14 protein-coding genes are annotated in these 19,238 nt (G+C 71.9%); 7 read left to right on the top strand and 7 right to left on the bottom strand.

The window, feature by feature from the left end; all coding sequences use genetic code 11:
• Positions 1–80: 80 nt before the first annotated feature.
• From BLU02_RS10645 to BLU02_RS10635, 3 genes are all read right to left on the bottom strand, one after another.
• Positions 81–674, bottom strand: coding sequence for a DUF305 domain-containing protein (locus tag BLU02_RS10645; RefSeq protein ID WP_060923244.1), 594 nt, complete (start codon positions 672–674; stop codon positions 81–83).
• Between the two features lie 66 nt (positions 675–740).
• On the bottom strand, positions 741–1,130 hold the full coding sequence (locus tag BLU02_RS10640) for a DUF6153 family protein (protein WP_083370973.1): 390 nt from the start codon (positions 1,128–1,130) through the stop codon (positions 741–743).
• 44 nt (positions 1,131–1,174) lie between these two features.
• On the bottom strand, positions 1,175–1,729 hold the full coding sequence (locus BLU02_RS10635) for an ECF transporter S component (protein ID WP_158698490.1): 555 nt from the start codon (positions 1,727–1,729) through the stop codon (positions 1,175–1,177).
• Between the two features lie 48 nt (positions 1,730–1,777).
• Here BLU02_RS10635 and BLU02_RS10630 point away from each other — a divergent pair, with 48 nt between their 5' ends.
• Positions 1,778–4,339: a LuxR C-terminal-related transcriptional regulator gene (locus tag BLU02_RS10630; protein WP_231919554.1), complete on the top strand. Its 2,562-nt coding sequence runs from the start codon at positions 1,778–1,780 to the stop codon at positions 4,337–4,339.
• A gap of 52 nt (positions 4,340–4,391) precedes the next feature.
• Here the strand turns inward: BLU02_RS10630 and BLU02_RS10625 are convergent, their stop codons facing one another.
• The 3 genes from BLU02_RS10625 to BLU02_RS10615 all read right to left on the bottom strand — a co-directional run bounded on the left by BLU02_RS10625 (position 4,392) and on the right by BLU02_RS10615 (position 13,101).
• Positions 4,392–9,590 (bottom strand): isopeptide-forming domain-containing fimbrial protein, encoded by a 5,199-nt coding sequence (locus BLU02_RS10625; protein WP_060923394.1) that lies wholly within the window; start codon positions 9,588–9,590, stop codon positions 4,392–4,394.
• Between the two features lie 239 nt (positions 9,591–9,829).
• Positions 9,830–12,334, bottom strand: coding sequence for an ABC transporter permease (locus BLU02_RS10620; RefSeq protein WP_083371081.1), 2,505 nt, complete (start codon positions 12,332–12,334; stop codon positions 9,830–9,832).
• On the bottom strand, positions 12,334–13,101 hold the full coding sequence (locus tag BLU02_RS10615) for an ABC transporter ATP-binding protein (protein WP_060923620.1): 768 nt from the start codon (positions 13,099–13,101) through the stop codon (positions 12,334–12,336). Before BLU02_RS10615 ends, BLU02_RS10620 begins: the two co-directional genes overlap by 1 nt.
• Positions 13,102–13,209: 108 nt before the next feature.
• On the opposite strand from BLU02_RS10615, the gene BLU02_RS10610 reads away from it, so the two are divergent.
• The 6 genes from BLU02_RS10610 to BLU02_RS10585 all read left to right on the top strand — a co-directional run bounded on the left by BLU02_RS10610 (position 13,210) and on the right by BLU02_RS10585 (position 17,589).
• On the top strand, positions 13,210–14,454 hold the full coding sequence (locus BLU02_RS10610; RefSeq protein ID WP_231919553.1) for a sensor histidine kinase: 1,245 nt from the start codon (positions 13,210–13,212) through the stop codon (positions 14,452–14,454).
• Positions 14,442–15,080 carry a response regulator transcription factor gene (locus BLU02_RS10605; RefSeq protein WP_060923279.1) on the top strand — a complete coding sequence of 213 codons (639 nt, stop codon included), beginning with the start codon at positions 14,442–14,444 and terminating at the stop codon, positions 15,078–15,080. Before BLU02_RS10610 ends, BLU02_RS10605 begins: the two co-directional genes overlap by 13 nt.
• A gap of 218 nt (positions 15,081–15,298) precedes the next feature.
• Entirely contained in the window at positions 15,299–15,640 is a 342-nt protein-coding gene (locus BLU02_RS10600) for a PadR family transcriptional regulator (protein ID WP_060923280.1), read from the top strand.
• Between the two features lies 1 nt (position 15,641).
• Positions 15,642–16,013 carry a DUF1048 domain-containing protein gene (locus BLU02_RS10595; RefSeq protein ID WP_060923281.1) on the top strand — a complete coding sequence of 124 codons (372 nt, stop codon included), beginning with the start codon at positions 15,642–15,644 and terminating at the stop codon, positions 16,011–16,013.
• Positions 16,010–16,825 (top strand): ABC transporter ATP-binding protein, encoded by an 816-nt coding sequence (locus BLU02_RS10590; RefSeq protein WP_060923282.1) that lies wholly within the window; start codon positions 16,010–16,012, stop codon positions 16,823–16,825. Before BLU02_RS10595 ends, BLU02_RS10590 begins: the two co-directional genes overlap by 4 nt.
• Complete coding sequence (locus BLU02_RS10585) at positions 16,822–17,589, top strand: ABC transporter permease (RefSeq protein ID WP_060923283.1); 768 nt, start codon at positions 16,822–16,824, stop codon at positions 17,587–17,589. Before BLU02_RS10590 ends, BLU02_RS10585 begins: the two co-directional genes overlap by 4 nt.
• A gap of 135 nt (positions 17,590–17,724) precedes the next feature.
• Here BLU02_RS10585 and BLU02_RS10580 read toward each other — a convergent pair whose 3' ends face one another.
• Positions 17,725–19,233, bottom strand: a complete 1,509-nt coding sequence (locus tag BLU02_RS10580; protein WP_060923287.1) for a lipase maturation factor family protein — start codon at positions 19,231–19,233, stop codon at positions 17,725–17,727.
• Positions 19,234–19,238: the final 5 nt, after the last annotated feature.

Here is a 19,238-nt window from a genome sequence, read left to right as displayed (position 1 = left end):
GTACAGAACAGCGCGGAATGGACAGATCGCGCACGGGCGACGGGCCCCGCGTCGCCTGCGCGACGCGGGGCCGGCTCCGATCAGAGCGTGGCGAGGATCTCCTTCATCTCCGCGATCTCGGCGGTCTGCGCGTCGACGATGTCCTGCGCGAGGGCGACCGCGTCGGCGTTCTCGCCGTCCGCGACCTCCGCCTCGGCCATCTCGACCGCGCCCTCGTGATGCGCGATCATCTGCTCCAGGAACAGTCGGGACGCCTCCGCGCCCGCGGCGGCCTCGAGCGCGGCGAGGTCGTCGTCGCTCATCATGCCGTCGCCGTGATCCATGTCGGCGGGGTCACCCGCCTCGGCACCCCAGTCGTCGAGCCAGCCCTGCAACTGCTCGATCTCGGGCCCCTGAGCGGCCTTGATCCGCTCGGCGAGGTCGGCGACCCGCGGATCGACGTCCTCCTTCGCGAGCACGATGTCGGACATCTCCACGGCCTGCTCGTGGTGGACGACCATCATCGACGCGAACATCGCGTCGGCCTCGTTCGCTCCGGTCAGCGGGGCGTCCGAGGTGGTGTGATCCATACCGGAGTGGTCGGCCGGCCCGGCAGGTGCGGTCGAGGCGCACCCGGCGAGGGCGAGGGTCCCGGCCAGCACGAGGACGGCGGCGGCAGTGGTTCGATTGGTCATTTCTCTCTCATCTCTGTCTGTCGGAAGGGCGTCCGCGGTCGCGGCGCCCGGGCGCATCGGCGCCGATCAGGTCCGACTGATGCAGAGGATGTGGAGTGAGGGAGGACGAAGCGGGGCGGCGGCCGGCTCCACGGGCGAGCGGAGAGCGCGGAGCAGGGGTCCGGTCAGGAGAGCGCGAGAGGGGCGCAGCAGCAGGAGGAGCCCGCCGAGCAGGGCGAGGACGCAGGCCGCCCCGCCATCGTGCACAGGATCACCCGGGACGACGGCCTCGTCCGCTCCGCCCGCCTCGTGCGCTGCCGACGCTGCGGGGTGCGCGGGGGCCGCGTGCCCCGCGACGGCGTGCGCCCCCGGGGTGCCGTGGGTGTCGAGGGCGTGCATGCCGAGGAGGCCGAGGAGGACGCCGCCAACGAGGAGGACGGCGAGCATCGCTCCCTGGAACGCGCGACGACCGACCATGTGTCCATGGTACCCGGTGGGGGTATGTCGACCGGCATGCCGGCTCAGCGGGCGACGCCGGCGCGCCGCAGCAGCCGGCGGACGGCGAGGACGACACCGGCCACCGCGAGCTCGCCGACCACCCGCCCCAGCAGCGTGCCGATGAGCACCGGCGGAACGAGGTGCTCCGGGGAGAAGACGGGGAGGGCGACGACGAAGAGCACCGCACCGGTCACGGCGCCGGCGAGCAGGACACGGGCCGGGCGGACGGGGGCGTCGCGCCGGAACGGCAGCGCCAGGTCGAGGACCACGCCGCCGAGGACGAGCGGAACGACGCCGAGCAGCCCGATGGGCGACACCGCGACCGTCAGCACACCGGTCACGAAGGCGGCCAGCGTCGCCATCCCCGGCACGCGGGTGACGACGCGCGCGAGGAAGGGCAGTGCGGTGTGCACGGCCGCGACCAGGGCATACGCGGGAGGGGAGGCGGCGGCGAGCACGCTCGTGATCGGCACGACGGCCAGGAAGACGAGGGCCTGGACCGCGCCGAGCGCGGCGCTCACGAGGAGGGCGCTGGTCGGCACGCGGCGGGAGGACACGGGGGCTGTCGGACCACTCACCCCTCCGAGCCTAGAACCGTGGGCGGGTTGGATATCGTAGGGGTGGGGATGCGTACCTGGGGAGGGACGATGCCGGCTTTCGGCGCGCAAGGGGACAAGAGGTTGCCGCGGGTTTCCGCGCACGTCATCGGACGTCCGCGGGTGAACGCCGCGCTGGACGACGGAGCTCCGCTCACACTGCTGCGCGGAGCCGCGGGCTCCGGGAAGACCACCGCCTTGGTGGGCTGGGCCTTCACCTCCCCCGACCGCGTCGTCTGGCTCACGGCCACGCCCGCGCTGGCGACGAGCGCGGCCCTCGCCGCCGCCCTGCTGCGGGTGCTGCGCGGCGCGGGGGAGGCCGTCGGCGGCGGCCATCGTGCCGCGGACACCGGGGAGGGGTGGCCGGCCGTCGCCCAGTACCTGTGCGATCACCAGGAGCCTCTCGTCCTCGTGCTCGACGACGCCGCCGCGCTCGACCGGGATGCGGTCTTCGACCTGTGCCGCACGGTCGCCGTCCCGCCGCACGTCCGCCTGATCGTCGCCACGAACCGCCCCAGCCCGTTCGACAGCGAAGGCATCGGCCTGGTGATCGACACCGCGCTGATCTCTCCGGAGGACCTCGCGTTCGACACGGACGAGATCCGTCGCGCGCTCGACGTCGACGGGGACACCGCCGTCGCCGTGCGGGAGGCGACCGAGGGGTTCGCGGCGGTCATCCGCGCCGTCGCCCTCCGCGGCCGAGTCCCCGACGGCGCGACGATCGTGGAGGTCGCGACCGCGGCGGTCGACGACTACCTCCGCAGCCGCATGGAGGAGGGCACGTTCGGCGCCGGCGTCCTCGAAGGCCTGATCCGGATCAGCATCACGGACACCGTCGATCTCCCGTTGGCCCAGGCCCTCAGCAGTGATCCCGACATCGGCGCCGCCCTCGACGAGGCCGAGGCGTTCGGCTTCGGGCGGTGGTCGACGGAATCCGGGCGCCGGACCTTCACGATCGCCGCGCCGGCTCGCGCACTTCTGCGCCGCGACCTCCTGGAGCGCTTCCCGGCCGAGGTCCGCCTGCTCCGGCGCCTCGCGATCGAGGGTGCGCTGCGGCGCGACGCCCCCTTCGAGGGGCTCCGCCTGGCGATGGAGGAGGACGACCTCCACCTCGCCGCCCACGTCATCATGTCGGGCTGGAGCCACCTTCTGGATCACGACGGCCGCCGGGTCGTGGCGCTGCTGGGCGACCTGCCCCTCGCGCGGCTCAAGCAGGAGCCGCTGGTGGCGATGCTGCTGGGCATCTGCCTCAACGCCAACCGACTCCGCCGGGTGCGCGGCCTGCAGCTGCTGCGGATGGCGATCTCCGCCGCGAACGCCCGGCGGAGCGCCCTCTCGCCGACGGAGCGCCTGTTCATCTGGACCGCGGAGAGCGCGGCGCTGCGGGTGGTCGGGATGCCCGAGCGGGCCGGGCAGGTCGCGGCCCGCGCGCTCGCGCTGTACACGGAGACCTCGGAGTCGCAGTGGCAGCAGTACGCGATCGAGATGCCGCTGCTGTGCACGCACCTCGGGATCTCGCTGTACTACGGCGGTCGCCGCGATCAAGCCCTCCGCCTCTTCGACGAGGCCGCCGCCCTCGCCGCATCCCAGGGCACAGGCAACGCCTTCCACGCCGTGAGCCTGCTCAGCGGGATCCACGCCCTCAACGGCGACCTCCCGGAGGCGCGGCACTACGTCGAGATCATCCGGGACGGCTCGTGGGACCCCGCCCTGCTGGACGGGTACCGCGGCACGTTCTACCGCGTCGCGGAAGCGATGCTCGCCGTGGAAGAGGGCGACCTCGCCACGGCCAAGCAGCACGTGCGGGCCTTCGAGCCGCACCGGGCGACGAGCGAGCACTGGACGACGATGGCGACCGTGGAAGCCTGGATCGCACTGCACGACGGCGACGCCGCCGCCGGACTGGAGCGTCTGGAGTCGTTCGGGAGGATGCGCGGGCGGGAGGCCGGAGCGGCGTCGGCACGCCAGGCATTGAGTCGCCCCCGGATCCTGCTGCACCTCGCCCTCGGCGACGTCCGCGCCGCGCGCAGCGTCAAGCAACGCGACGCCGGGACGGACCGGTTCGGCACCCTCCTGGAACGGGCCAGGATCGCCCTGATCGACGGTCGCGCTCCGGACGCGGTGCGACTGCTCGCCACGACGCGCCTCGAACCGACGACCTCCCGCGAGCGCGCCGAGGCCGCCGCGGTGCACAGTGCGGCGCTCCACCGCGTCAGCCCCGCCGCTGCGCAGGCTGTGACAGAGGCGCTGCACGCCCAGCTCGCCGATCGGGACCTGCGCACTCCGCTGGCCCTGCTCGGCGCCGAGGACTTCGCCGCCGTCCGGGCCGACCTGGCTCCGGTCGGCGACCCGCCGCCGCCCACCCGCTCGGCGTTGCCGTCGTTCGCGGCGCGCCCGAAGCTCTCCTCGCGGGAGCAGGTGGTGCTGCACGCGCTCACGACCGGGGCACCGCTGCCCGAGATCGCCGCGGAGCTGCGGGTCTCGCCGAACACCCTGAAGACGCAGCTCCGCAGCATCTACCGCAAGCTCGACGCGGCCAACCGCACGGAGGCGCTCGAGCAGGCCGCCCGGCACGGACTCCTCCCGGGATGACGAAGGCCCCGCCCGTCGGACACGACGGGCGGGGCCTCCTTCTTCGGAACCGTCAGCTCTGCATGCGGCGACGTCGCACCACCAGCAGCACCGCGCCGCCGATCAGCAGGGCGATCGCGAGGCCGAGGATCCACGGCGCCAGCTGTCCGCCGGTGAGGGCGAGCGGCGTCAGCACCCGGTTCTCGGTCGTGCTCGTCGGCGGGGTGATCGTCTCCCCGCCGGGAGGCGTGGCCGAGGCGGTGGCCACGTTCCGTAGCGTCGCCCCCGCCGCGTCGGCGTGCACGGTCACCGCGTAGGTGATCACGACGCGCACTCCCTCGGCGAGGCTGCCGGTCCAGCGCAGCGTCGTGCCGTCGATCGTCGGCGCGGCCACCACACGGTCACCCACCGTGGCGGTCGCCGTGCCGCGGAGGTCGGCATGCCGCAGCACTCCGGTCAGGTCGTCCGTGACGACGACCTCGTCCAGACCCGTCTCGCCGGTGTTGGTGCCGGTGAGCGTGTACGTCACGACGCTGCCCGTCGCGACGGCGGAGCCGGATGCGGGGTCGGACGACTTGACGAACGTGAAGCCCGGGGTGCCGACGGGGTTCTCCGTCGTCACCGGCGGCGGGGTCAGCTCGGCGCCGCCGGGAGGCGTGGCCGTGCCCTCGACGGTGTTCGCGATGATCGCACCGCCGGCGTCGCCGTGCACGGTCACCGAGTAGGTGATCGTGACGCGCTGGCCGACCGCGAGGTCACCGGCCCAGGTGAGCTCGTCGCCCGCGACGACGGGAGCAGACGTGGTGCCGTCGCTCAGGGTCGCCGTCGCGTCGCCGTTGTAGGCGGCGTGGGCGAGCACGGCCGACAGGTCGTCGACGATGCGGACCGGAGCCAGCGCCGTCTCCCCCGTGTTCACGCCGGTCACCGTGTAGGTGACGACGCTGCCCGGGTCGACCCGGGTGCCGGACGCGGGATCGGCGGACTTGCGCAGCTCGAAGCCGGGCTTGTTCACGGGATTCTCGGTCGTCGCCGGCGGCGTCTCGATCGGCGACACCCCACCCGGCGGGGTCGCCGAGCCGGAGGCCGAGTTCTCGAGGACGGCGCCGCCGGCCTCGGCGCGCACGGTCACCGAGTACGTGATCGTGACGCTCTCGCCGACCTGCAGCGCACCCGTCCAGGACAGCCGGTCCTCGGCCACCGTCGGCGCGGTCGTCGCCGTGCCGCCGATCGTCGCGGTCGCGTCGTCGTTGTACTCCGCGTGCGCCAGGACACCGGAGAGGTCGTCGGCGATGGTGACGGGGTCGAGAGCCGTCTCGCCCGTGTTCACACCGGTCACCGTGTAGGTGAGGACGCTGCCCGGGTCGACCGCCGTGCCCGCAGCCGGGTCGACGCTCTTCGAGACGGAGAATCCGGGCTCGTTGACCGGGTTGGTCGTGACACCGGGCGGCGGCGTGATCGTCGATCCTCCCGGCGGGGTCGCCGTCGCGGACGCCGCGTTCTCGATCACAGTGCCGACGCCCTCGGCGCTCACGGTCACGGAGTAGGTGACGGTCACGGTCTGGCCGACCGCGAGCGCCCCCGTCCACGACAGCTCGGTGCCGTCCAGGGTCGCGGGAGCCGCAGCGGCACCCGCGATGCTCGCCACGGCATCCGCGTTGAACGTCGCGTACGGCAGCACACCGGACAGGTCGTCGGTGATCGTCACCGGGTCGAGCGCCGTCTGGCCCGTGTTGGCCGCGGTCAGCGTGTAGGTGAGCACGTCACCCGGGTCGACAGCGGTCCCGGCGGCGGGGTCGACGGTCTTGGCGAACGTGAAGCCGGGCTCGTTCACCGGGTGCTCCGTGCTCGACGGCGGCGGCGTGATCGGCGTGCCGGGAGTCGTGGGACTCTCGGGGTCGCTCGGGTCGGCGGGGATCAGCGGGGTCGCCTCTCCGGTCGCCGTGTTCGCGATGGTCTCGCCGCCGGCGGTGGCGTCGACGGTCACCGAGTAGGTGATCACGACGTCCTGGCCGGGACGCAGCACGCCGTTCCACGAGAGGGCGCCGTCGGCCACGCGGACGTCGCCGCGGGTGGCGGACACGTCGTCGTTGTACGACGCGTGGGCCAGCGCCGCGCGCAGGTCGTCGCCGATCTCGATCGGGTCGAGGACGGTGTCGCCCGTGTTGCGGCCGGTCACGGTGTACGTGATCACGCTGCCGGGGTCGACGCGCGTGCCCGTCGCCGGGTTGGCCGTCTTGGTGACGGTGAACCCGGGCGTCGCGACGGGGTGCTCCGTCGTCGCCGGCGGGGCCTCGACCGGGGTGCCCGGCGTGGTCGGGCTCTCCGGGTCGGTCGGGTCGGTCGGGATCAGCGGGGTGCCCTCACCGGACACCGTGTTGCGGAGCAGCACGCCGGTCGCATCCTCGTCCACCGTCACCGTGTAGGTGATGTCGACGCGGTCGCCGGGAGCGAGCGTTCCGGTCCAGGTGAGCGTGGTGCCGGAGAGCGCGACGGATCCGGACGAGGCCTTCGCGTCGCCGCCGTACTCCGCGTTCGCGAGGACGGCCGAGAGGTCGTCGACGATGGTCGCGGGGTCGAGGACCGTGTTGCCGGTGTTGACGCCCGAGACCGTGTACGTGAGGGTGTCGCCCGCGCGGACGGCGGTGCCGGAGGCCGGGTCGGCCGACTTCGAGACCTCGAAGCCGGTGTCGACGACGGGGTGCTCCGTCTCCGCCGCGGGCGGGACGATCGGGGTCCCCGGGGTCTTCGCTCCGGAGGGGTCGGCGGGGTCGGTCGGGATCTGCGGCGTGGCCGATCCGGTGACGACGTTGTGCAGCAGGGCCTTCTCGACACCCGCATCCACCGTCACCGTGTAGCGGATCGTGACCGATTCCCCGCGCGGGATGGCCCCGGTCCAGGTGAGGGTGGCGTCGGCGACCCGCACGGAGCCGCGGTCGGCCGTGACGTCGTCGTTGTAGCCGGCGGAGCCGAGCACGCCCGACAGGTCGTCGACGATCTCCGCGGGATCGAGGTCGGTGTCGCCCGTGTTGGTGCCGGTGATCGTGTAGGTGATCGTGTCGCCCGCGGACACGGCCGTGCCGGAGGCGGGGTCGGCCGACTTCGAGATGGTGAAGCCGGAGCCGATCACGGGGTGCTCGGTGGTGACCGTCGGCGGGACGATCGGCTCACCGGGAACCTGCGGCCCGGTCGGGTCGCCGGGATTCGGGGTGGTCGGCGTACCCGATCCGGTCACGCTGTTGCGCAGGATCTCGCCGGAGGTGTCGTCGCCCACGGTCACCGAGTACGTGATCGTCACGGTCTGTCCGGGCTGGAGCGTTCCGGTCCAGGCGAGGGTGTTCCCGGTCAGGGTTGCACCGCCCGTGGTCAGGGTCGTGCCGCCGACCGTGGTCGTGATGTCGTCGTTGAAGGCGGCGTTCGCGAGCACGCCGGAGAGGTCGTCGGTGACGGTCACCGGGTCGAGGACGGTCGCGCCGGTGTTCGTGCCGGTGACGGTGTACTCAATGGTCTGGCCCGGCTCCACCACGGTGCCCGCGGCGGGGTCGGAGGTCTTCGCGACCTCGAAGCCGGCGACCGGGTGCTCGGTGGTGACGGCCGGAGGCGTGGTCGGGGGCAGCCCCCCGGGCGGGGTGCCGGATGCGGTGACGCGGTTGGCGATGCGCTCGCCCTCCACGCCCTCGTCGACAACGACGGAGTACGTGATCGTGAGCACCTGCCCGGGCTCGAGAGCACCGGTCCAGGCCAGGTCGTCGTCCGTGACGGTGGCGGCGCCGGACGACACCGGGTCACCGTCGATCGCCGTCGCCACGTCGCCCTGGTACTCGGCGTTGGCGAGCACACCCGACAGGTCGTCGGTCACGGTGACCGGGTCGAGGCGGGTGTTGCCGGTGTTCTCGGCCTGCACCGTGTAGGTCAGTCGCTGGCCAGCCTGCACCGCAGTGCCGTCGGCGGGGTCGGAGGTCTTGCGGAGAGCGAGGTCCGGCGCGAGGCGGACGTTCGTGTACGTGCACGTGACGTCGGTGCCGAGCGGCCCGGCCGGCTGGGTGACCTGCCCGTCCGCGGTGACGGCCACCGGGGTGGTCGAGCCGTCGGCGTTCACCTGCCGGCAGACGAGGGAGGCGTCGTACTTCGTGAGGTCGGTCGAGCCCGCCGCCGATTCGGACAGCCGGAAGGTGTCCCCCTGGTTCGTGAAGACGGGGCCGGCGTAGTCCGGCTGCAGACCGGAGCGGTCGCCGCGGGTGACGGCGTCGGTCTGCGCGACCTGGTAGCCGGCCGGCGACTGCACCCGGAGGCCGAACTGATCGGTCGCCGCGTGACGGCCCTCGGGGAGGTCCTTCTTCAGCGTCAGCGTGTTCGGGAACGTGCAGCTCGCCATGTCGGTCGGCGAGAAGGTGCCGAGCTGGGTCGTGTTGACCGTCTGCCCGCGCGGCAGGTCGACCTCAATGATGCGGTTGCCGCCGCCGGAGACCGAGACGAAGATGTGGCCGAGGTTGCCGAACGCGATGCCGTTGCCCTGCACGCCGGCGCCCATGTCGTGCACCTGCTTGGCGTCGATCGTCGCGGTGCTGGGTTCGAGCGTGGCCGGGAGGTCGGAGGAGTAGATGAAGTTGTCGGCGACGAGCACGAGCTGACCGGAGGCGCTGAAGGCCATGTCGCCGTTGGCGCCGAACGCGCTGCTGCCCGTGGTCGGACGGAGGGTTCCGACCTGCACGTAGTCCTGCGGCGTGACCTTCTCGTTCCACGCGTAGAGGTTGATGGCGCCGTTCACCGTGCCGCTGGCGAAGTAGTAGACGCCGGTCACGGGGTGCACGGCACCGCGCAGCACCGAGGAGTTCAGCGTGAACGTCGTCTGCGCCGTCGTGTCGGTGACGCGGTCGTGCTTGGCCAGCGTCTTGGTTCCCGCGGCATTGGTGACCGTGTAGGCGTACCGCCCGGTCGAGGAGAGCCCGAGGGCGTTGTTGGAGTGGTTCGCGCCGAGGTTGATGGAGCCGAGCGTGCCGCCGTCGCCGGGGGCACCGCCCTGCTCGTTCACGGCGAACTCGCGCACCTCGGTGGCGCTCTGCACGTACACCGCTCCGGGCGTGCACAGGAACGGCTCCGCCGCGGCGGCCGGTGCGGCGGTCAGCGTCCCGCCGACGACGATCATCGACGACGCGACGAGCGCCGTGCTCACGGCACCGCCGATCAGCCTCTTCGTCCGGCCCCGCCAGCGGCTGTGCCGCTCCGGCGGAAGGCCATCGGACGTGCGGTCCTTGCGGGCAACACGGAATCCCATGACTGCTCTCCCCATTCATCGCGTTCCGGCACGCATCCGCGCACACGGAAGCCCCCGCCCCCTCAGGCGACCGCCGAGCACCCTTTCGGGCAGGGTGGACTCGGTCCGGGCCTCCGCCAGCCTGCCGGTCCGCCGCGGAGCCCTCCGGCCGAAGCGGGGGAATTCACCCCTCGTTTTCACCCCGGGCGCACGCCGGAGGGCGCACCGGGATCCCGATGCGCCCTCCGGTGGTCGCGGAGCTACTCGCGAGAGCCGATCTCCTCGATCGGACGACGGCGCAGCGCGGCCCCTGTCGCGACCCGCAACGCGACGAGGGCCAGGGCCCCCATCCCGCCGATGATCGCGAGGGAGCCGAGCACGGGCATCGCCGGGAGCGGCTGCCCGGAGATGCCGTAGCTCATGCCCATCAGCGGCGGGATCGCCACCAGCACGCCGAAGACCATCGAGAGGACGGCGATCATGATCGCCTCGGTGCGCATCGTGGCGCGCACCTGGCCCCGGGAGGCGCCGATGAGCTGCAGCAGGGCGAACTCCCGGGACCGCTCCCCCGTCGCCATCACGAGGGTGTTCACGACGGCGATCGCGATATACCCGAGGATGACCAGCAGGCCGATGAGGCTCACCCACCCCTGCTGCGAGACGGCACCGGTCGCGCTCGCCTTCTGCCCCGACCCCGGGGCCACCTGCAGACCGTCGGCGGCGAGGGCGTCGGCCGCGCCCGAACCGTCCACCGACACGAGCGCGAACGAGTCGAGTCCTGCGGAGGTGTGCGCGCGGATGTGGTCGGCGGCCATGGTGAGATCCCCGAAGCCGAGACCTCGTTGGTAGATGCCGACCACGGTCGCCTCCAGGGGTGAGCCGTCGCCGAGCGCGCCCGTCACCGGGTCGCCGATGTCGAGGCCGAGCGTGTGGGCCATATCGGCGCTGACGGCGACGGTCGCACCGCCGTCGAGGGCGGCGAGAGACCCTTCCCGCACCCGCAGGTCGAGCAGGCCGTCCACCGTCGCCGGGTCGACACCCTGCAGCACGTACTCCGTGCGTTCGACCTTGCCTTCGATGTCGAGCGAGTCGATCACCGCGGTGCTGACGACCACGCCGGTCGCGGCAGTCACCCCCGGCTTGCCGCGCAGCCCGCCGACGACGTCGGGGGAGAGCCCGGCCGGGGCCGCCACCCGCAGGTCGGCGATGACCCCGGCCCTCGCCTGGGTCGCCGCCTCGTCCGCGACGATCGCCGGCCCGCCGATCTGCACGAGACCCAACCCGATACCGAGGGCGATCGGGAGGACGGCGGCCGCCATGCGCCGGCTGCCCGCGGTGGTGTGGGCGGCGGCGAGGAATCCAGCCGCCGAGGAGCGGCGCAGCACGGGGCCGACGAGGCGCACGCACAGGGCGACGAGCCACGGCCCCAGCAGCGCGAGAGCGACGATGAGCAGGATCGCCGCACCGGCCGACGCACCGACGGCGGCGTCTCCGCGGACGGTCAGAGGGACGGTGGAGACCGAGACGCCGGCGGCGGCGAAGACGATCCCGGTGATGACGCGGGGCAGGCCGATCGGACCCGGACCCGTCGACGACTCGCGCAGCGCCTCGATGGGATCGAGGCGGGCAGGACGCCGCGCGGCGATGCGCGCCGCACCCCAGGCCGAACCGAGCACCAGCACCAGGGCGGCCAGTGCCGGGAACGGGCTCAGCGCGAGGGCGAAGTCGCCGGGGATCACGCCGCCCGCGACGAACGCCGACTGCAGCGCGGAGGACAGCAGGTACCCCGGAGCGATCCCGAGCAGCGCGGCAACGACCGCGATCGTGAGCACCTCCCTGGCGATGAGGGAATGCACCTGCGACGAGGTGGCCCCGACGGCACGGAGCAGCGCGTACTCGCGCCGACGCGCCTGCACCGACAGCGACAGCGTCCCCGCGACGATGAAGAGGGCGACGAGGATGCAGGTGCCCACGAAGGCGCTGCCGATCGCGACGAGCAGGGTGCGTGCCGCCGCCGAGTCGAGGAACTCCACGTCGCCGCGGGCGTCTCCGGTCCGGGCGACCAGCTGCGGGAACGCCTCGCGGATCGCGGTCGCCACCGGTTCGGGGTCCCCGTCGACGAACACGCCCAGCGCCTGCGGGGCGCCGCCGTGCGGGTCGAGGTCGCGGATGCGCTCGTCCGTCAGGAACACCGGTACCGCGCGCTCCGGCACGCTCTCCGCGGACACCAGACCGACGACCGTGTACATCGCCGCGATGCCGCCGTGGGCGAGCGGAAGGGTGTCGCCCACGGCATGGCCGGCACCGGCGAGCACCACGGCCTCGTCACCGGCAGCGGGTTCTCGGCCCTCCGCGAGCGTGAAGCCGGTGAGCGCCGTCGCGGACCAGGGGTGCGCCTCGACCACGGCATCCGTCGTCCCGTTCCGGAGCGCCAGGGGCACGGTCACGTCGGCGACCACGGCCTCGACTCCGGGCAGCGCGGCGATCTCCCGCGCGGCGTCGTCGGGAACGGGGGCACGCTCACGCAGCGGCACCGGCAGGTCCTCCGGCACGTCGACCTGCTGCGCGGCCCCGACGACCACCTCGGCGGCGGTGTAGCGCTGCGGGGCGAGGCCACCGCGGATGCCCGACTCGACGAGCACGCCGAGCCCCGTGACGAGCGCGCTCGCGACGAAGATGGCGACGAACACCCCGGCCAGACTGCGCCGATGGTGACGGAGGTCGGCGCGGACGATGCGCCCGAGCCCGAGGGTCGAGGCGGACATCACCACTCCCCCAGCGTGCTCATGCGATCCGTGATCTGCTGCGGGCTGCCGCCGTCGAGATGTCCGGCGAACGCCCCGTCGGCGAGGAAGATCACCCGGTCGGCGTGGGAGGCCACCACCGGGTCGTGGGTGACGACCACAACGGTCTGGTGCAGCTCCTTCGCGGTGTGGGCGAGGAGATCGAGGACCTGCTTCCCGGTGCGCGAGTCCAGGGCGCCGGTGGGCTCGTCGCCGAACACGACGTGCGGACGCGTGATGAGCGCCCTGGCGATCGCGACGCGCTGCTGCTGTCCGCCGGAGAGCTCGGCGGGGCGGCGGTGGCGACGGTCGGTGAGGCCCACCGCGTCGAGCAGGGTCTCCAGCCAGCGATGATCCAGGCCCTGCCGGCCGAGGCGCAGCGGGAGGGTGATGTTCTCCTCCACGCTGAGCGCCGGAAGCAGGTTGTAGGCCTGGAAGACGAACCCCACGTGGTCGCGGCGGAAGGCCGTGAGCTGCCGGGGCGCGAGCGCGGAGATCTCGGTGCCACCGAGGTGCACCGTGCCGCTGGTCGGACGGTCGAGCCCTGCGGCACTGTGCAGCAGGGTGCTCTTGCCCGAGCCGGACGGCCCCATGATCGCGGTGAACGAACCCCGCGCGATGACGAGGTCGATGCCGCGGAGGGCGGTCACCCGGGCGCTGCCGGAACCGTAGGTCTTGACGAGGCCGCTGAGGCGCAGGGCCTCGGCCGGTGCCGCTTCGACGAGCGGCGGAGAGGAGAGGAAGGTCATGCTTCGACGGTAGGAACGCCGGGCGACCGCCCCCATCCCGCACGGCCCCGCATCGATGGTGGAGCTGGCTCTACCGCGGGCGGCGGGACGCTCGGGCAGACTTGCAGGGTGAAGGACGGATGGATGCGCCGCTGGCTGCGCGGATGGCTGCCCGATGCGCGGTTCCTCGCCGTCGAACTCGGCGCCTCCGTCGTGTCCCTCGCGCTGTTCTGCGTCATCCTCGTGCTGCTGCCGCTCATGCTCATCACCGGCGGGGTGCTGTTGCTTCCGCAGGTCGTGCAGGTGCTGCACGCCTGGAGCGACCGCGCGCGGCGACGGATCGGACGACGACGCGGGGAGGATCTGCCGCCACTCGGGCGCACGCTGCCGCGCGGCGCGACGATCGACGAACGGCTCCGCTTCGCCTTCTCCCGCACCACCGCCCGCGACGCCCTGTGGCTCACCGTGCACGCCTTCCCGGTGATGTGGCTGTCGCTGCTGACGCTCGCGCTGCCGTTGTCCGCCGTCAATACACTCGCGGTCACCTGGTACTGGCAGTTCGCGCCCGCCGACGACCCGGTCGGCTCGCCGTACCCGGTCACGTCGTGGGAGCTCGCGTGGACCATGCCGCTCGTCGCCCTCGCCTACGCGGTGGCCGCGCTGTTCCTCGTGCCGGTGGTCGCCCGACTTGTGGCCTTCGTCTCGGCGAGGCTCCTCGCGACGCCGCAGAAGTCGCGCCTCGCCGCCCGCGTCGACGCGCTGACGCTCAGCCGCGCGGCCGCGCTCGATGCCCACGCCGCCGAGCTCCGGCGCATCGAGCGCGATCTGCACGACGGCGCCCAGAACCGCCTGGTGAACGTCGTGATGATGCTGGGGATCGCGGAGCGCGCCCAGGAGACCGGCGGCGATGTGATCGAGCCGTTGCACCGTGCGCAGGATGCCGCGGCCGATGCCCTCGCCGGCCTCCGGCGCACGGTGCACGACATCTATCCGCCGATCCTCGACGAACTGGGTCTCGAGGGGGCGCTGGCCTCGCTCGCCGGGCGCAGCGTCGTCCCGTGCACGCTCGACGCCGCGGACATCGGCCGGGTGCCGGCGGCGGTCGAGTCGGCGTCGTACTTCGTGGTCGCGGAGGCGCTGACCAACGTGAACAAGTACAGCGCCGCCACGCGAGCTGCCGTGCGAGTGGAGCGGGAGGGCGAGCTGCTCTTCATCGCGGTGGAGGACGACGGGGTCGGCGGCGCGATCGAGCGTCCGGGCGGAGGTCTCGCCGGGATCCGGCGCCGGGTCGAGGCGTTCGAGGGCACGATGGAACTGTCGAGTCCCGCCGGGGGACCCACCATCCTGCGGACGGAGCTGCCATGCGGATCGTGATCGCGGAGGACGACACCCTGCTGCGGGAGGGCCTCGCGCTCCTGTTGCGCAGCGAGGGCTTCGACGTGATCGGCGCCGTGCCGGACGCGGACGGGTTCCTCGCCCTCCTCGACGAGGCCGATGCGGCGGTGGTCGATGTGCGGATGCCGCCGACCTTCACCAGCGAGGGGCTCAAGGCCGCGGCCGAGGCGAGAGCCCGCCGCCCCGGCTTCCCGGTGCTCGTGCTCTCGGCGTATGTGGAGGACCGTTACGCGGGGGAGCTCCTCGCGGCGGGGGCGGACGGCCTCGGCTACCTGTTGAAGGAGCGCGTGGGCAAGGTCGCGGCGTTCGTCGACGCGCTTCGCCGCGTGGCAGCCGGCGGCACGGTCATGGACCCCGAGGTCATCTCGCAGCTCATGAGCCGACGTCGCGCCGACGACCCCGTGCAGACCCTCACTCCGCGGGAGCGTGAGGTGCTCAGGCTCATGGCCGAGGGCCTGGACAACACCACCATCGCCGCACGCTTGTTCGTGACGGAGACCGCGGTGAGCAAGCACATCGGCAACATCTTCGCCAAGCTCGGGCTGGCCGCCAGCGACAGCGGCCACCGCCGCGTCCTCGCCGTCCTCGCCTATCTCCGCGGCTGACGCTTCCGCTCCCTCCCCTCTTTCGCTGAGACCCCGGGTTGTCGTCGACACCCCGGGGTTTTCGCGTCTGCAGCCCGGGGTCTCGCCGCGTACCCGGGGTCCCGGCGAAAAGATTCAGTATTCGGTGTTGCTAAGTACCGGTACTCAGTGTTACTTTGTACCGGTACCCAGCAATACTGAGTACCGAACGGAAGAAACAGGAACGAGAGGAGGGGACGATGGGCAAGCAGATGACCGAGATGCTCAAGGGAACCCTGGAGGGCATCGTGCTGGCCCTCCTCGCCGAGCAGCCGGCCTACGGGTACGAGATCACCGCGCGCCTGCGGGAGCACGGATTCACCGACACCGCGGAAGGCACCGTCTACGCCCTGCTGGTCAGGATCGAGCAGAAGAAGCTCGTGGACGTCGAGAAGGTGCCGAGCGAGAAGGGCCCGCCCCGCAAGGTGTACACCCTCAATGCGCAGGGCCGACAGGAGCTGGAGGAGTTCTGGACGACCTGGGACTTCCTCCGCACGCACATCGAACGACTCAACACGAACACCACGGACAAGGGGAACTGACATGGCCGCCAAATGGATCGAAGCGCTCACCGGATCGCTCGAGCAGAAGAAGCAGTACAAGCAGGCGAAGGCGCGGATCGAGGCTCTGCCGGAGCCGTACCGCACGGTCGCCAACGCCCAGCACCGCTACACGATGTATTACGGGGGGATCACCGACGGGGACACCCTCGTGCAGATCTTCCTCGACCTCGCCGACCTGTGGGAGCGCGCCGCGATCGACGGCACCCCGATCGACGACATCATCGGCGACGACCCCGTGGAGTTCGCCGAGAACTACGCCGAGGCCTACGGCGGCACGCAGTGGGTCGACAAGGAGCGCGCGCGGCTGAACAACGCGGTCGCGGAGGCGAGGAAGAAGGAGGACGAGTCATGACGACGCCGGCCCTCTCGGTGCACGGCATCGAGAAGTCGTACAAGGATCTGCACGTGCTGCGCGGCGTCGACTTCGAGGTGGAGCGGGGATCGATCTTCGCCCTCCTCGGGTCGAACGGCGCGGGAAAGACCACCATGGTGCGCATCCTCTCCACGCTGCTCACGGCCGACGCGGGCACGGCGACGGTGCAGGGCATCGACGTCGCGGCGAACCCGGTCGGAGTGCGCGAGCGCATCAGCCTCACCGGACAGTTCGCCGCGGTCGACGAGATCCTCACCGGACGCGAGAACCTGGTGCTGGTCGCCAAGTTGCGGCATCTCCCCGACGCCGGCGCCGTGGCCGATCGGCTTCTCGCGCGCTTCCGGCTCACCGAGGCCGGGGGCCGCAAGGTCGGCACGTACTCCGGAGGGATGCGGCGCCGGCTCGACATCGCGATGAGCCTGGTCGGCGACCCCGAGGTCATCTACCTCGACGAGCCGACCACGGGCCTCGACCCCGAGTCGCGCATCGAGGTGTGGGACGTCGTGAAGGAGCTCGCGGGCGGCGGCACGACCGTGCTGCTCACCACGCAGTATCTCGATGAGGCGGAGCAGCTGGCCGACCGCATCGCGATCCTGCACGAGGGCCGCATCATCGCGAACGACACGCTCGCCGGACTGAAGCGGCTCCTTCCGCCCGCGAAGGTCGAGTACGTCGAGAAGCAGCCCACCCTCGAGGAGATCTTCCTCACCCTCATCGGCCCTTCGACAGGCTCAGAGACCCAGGCCGGGACCCGGGCGGGGACCCAGGTCCAGAGAGGAGATGCAGCATGACCACGCACTTCGCCGCCGACACGGCGACGCTCACCGGCCGCTCCATGCGGCACATCTTCCGCAGCCCCGACACGATCATCACCACCGCGGTCACCCCGATCGCCCTGATGCTCCTGTTCGTGTACGTCTTCGGCGGCGCGCTCCAGCAGAGCACCGGCGCCGAGAACTACGTGAACTACCTGCTGCCGGGGATCCTGCTCATCGCGATCGCGTCGGGCATCGCCTACACGGCGTTCCGGCTGTTCACCGATATGCAAAGCGGCATCTTCGAGCGGTTCCACTCCATGCCGATCGCCCGGTCGAGCGTGCTGTGGGCCCACGTGCTCACGTCCCTCACGGCGAACGCCATCACCCTCGCGATCATCTTCGGGGTCGGGTTCCTCATGGGCTTCCGCACCGACGCGAGCGTCTGGGCCTGGCTCGGCGTGATCGGCATCCTGATGCTGTTCACGCTGGCGCTCACCTGGTTGGCGATCATCGCGGGCCTGAACGCGAAGACGGTCGACGGCGCGAGCGCCTTCTCGTATCCCCTGATCTTCCTGCCGTTCATCAGCTCGGCGTTCGTGCCGACCGACACCATGCCGGCACCGGTGCAGTGGTTCGCGGAGAACCAGCCGGTGACCTCGATCGTCGACACCATCCAGGCGTTGTTCGCGGGGGAGCCGGTCGGGTCCGACATCTGGGTCGCTCTCGCCTGGTGCGTCGGGATCCTCGTGGTCGCCTACGTGTTCGCGATCATCTCGTACCGGAAGAAGGTCAGCTGATCGACGTCAAGCGAGACGGAACGCTCCGACCGGGGACTCTCCCCGGCCGGGGCGTTTCGCCGCGCTCGGCGGCCGTCCGAATCGCCCGAATGGCTCCATCCGGCCCGGATTTGCCGCACAGCGCGCGACTCGAAGTCAGCGGAGACCGACCGGACCGAGCACCACGCGCCGACCGGTCCGCACCCAGACAGCGCCGTCGACACGGTGCTCGGCGCGGGTCGTGAAGCGGTAGCGGTACGACACGGCGCGCACCCACCGCGGCCGCTCGCCGTCGAAGGGGTCCACGCGCAGCATCCGCAGCGTCGGGGCATCCGCCTCCAGGAGCCGCACGAGGAACACGGAGAACCAGTCGTCCAACGAGTGGCCGAGCGGCAGGAACCACATCAGCCAGTCCAGCCGCAGGTGATACGGGGCGAACTGCCGCGGGATCCGCCGCACGTCCCCCGGCTTCCCGCGGAACTCGTACTCGCGCCAGTGCCGGCCCTCCTCGTCGTCCGACCCCTCCACGACGATCTCGATCCGCTCCCGCGTGACCGTGCCGAAGGCTCCGTAGGCGTTGGCGAGCTGCCAGCGGTGAAAACTCGCGTTCATGAGCTGCCGTCGCGCGAAGAGGTTGCGCACGGCGGGCACGCTCAGCACGACGAACAGCACCCCGACCGCCGAGGTCACCACGACCCACCACAGCGGCATACCCGACACCGTCCACGGCAGCGAGGTCTCCGGCGCCCGCTCCGGAGTCCCGATGCCGGGGAGGCCGATCGCGGAGAACCCGAGCACGATCGTCGCCCAGTTCAGCCACGCGAAGTTCCCGGTGAGCACGAGCCACAGCTGCGTCGCGATCACGATGCCGCCGGCGACGGCGCCGACCCACGCGACCCCTTCGACCCCTTCGACAAGCTCAGGGACCCACGCGCGGTCGGGGAGCCACAGCGACAGCAGCGGGGCGAAGAGGAAGAACGGCACGACCAGCTGCGCGACGTGGTTACCGACGACCTCGAGCTTGTGGAACCACCGCGGCAGCAGATGCGCCTGGCGGCTCAGCGGCCCGGGCATCGGCTGGGTCTCGTGGTGGAAGGTCATCGCGGTGAGGTCGCGCCACTCGCGTCCGCCGCGGATCTTGATCATCCCCGCACCGAACTCCAGCCGGAACAGCAGCCACCAGAACAGCACGATCACCACGGTCGGCGGCGGCTGGTCGTTCGAGCCGAGGAAGGCCGCGAGGAACCCCGCCTCCAGCAGCAGCATCTCCCACCCGAAGGAGTAGAACGTCTGCCCGATGCTCACGACCGACATATAGCCGAACCACAGGGCGAGGAAGGCGAGCATCGGCACCCACGGCGGTCCGAGCTGCGGCACCCCGGCGATGAGCAGGGCGGCGATGACGATCCCCGCCCCGCACAGCGCGACCAGGCGCCGGTCGGTGTAGCGGACGCGGGTGAAGAGCGTGGGGTGCAGCAGCTTCCGGCGCTCGCGCTTCTGCGCCACCCAGTCCAGCAGCACGGGCGCGGGCAGGAGCCCGTGCTCACCGAGGAGCGGACGGAACTGGTTGAGCGTCGAGACGAATGCCACGAGGTACAGCGCCGCGATGCCCCGCTGCAGGACCTCGCGGGCGAACCCGAAGTCGACCGCCGCGAACCCGTCCACGGCCA

Source organism: Microbacterium paraoxydans (assembly GCF_900105335.1).
GTDB classification, from domain to species: Bacteria; Actinomycetota; Actinomycetes; order Actinomycetales; family Microbacteriaceae; genus Microbacterium; species Microbacterium paraoxydans.
Note: the sequence above shows the minus strand (reverse complement) of the source record. Positions and strands in the feature narration are given on the sequence as shown.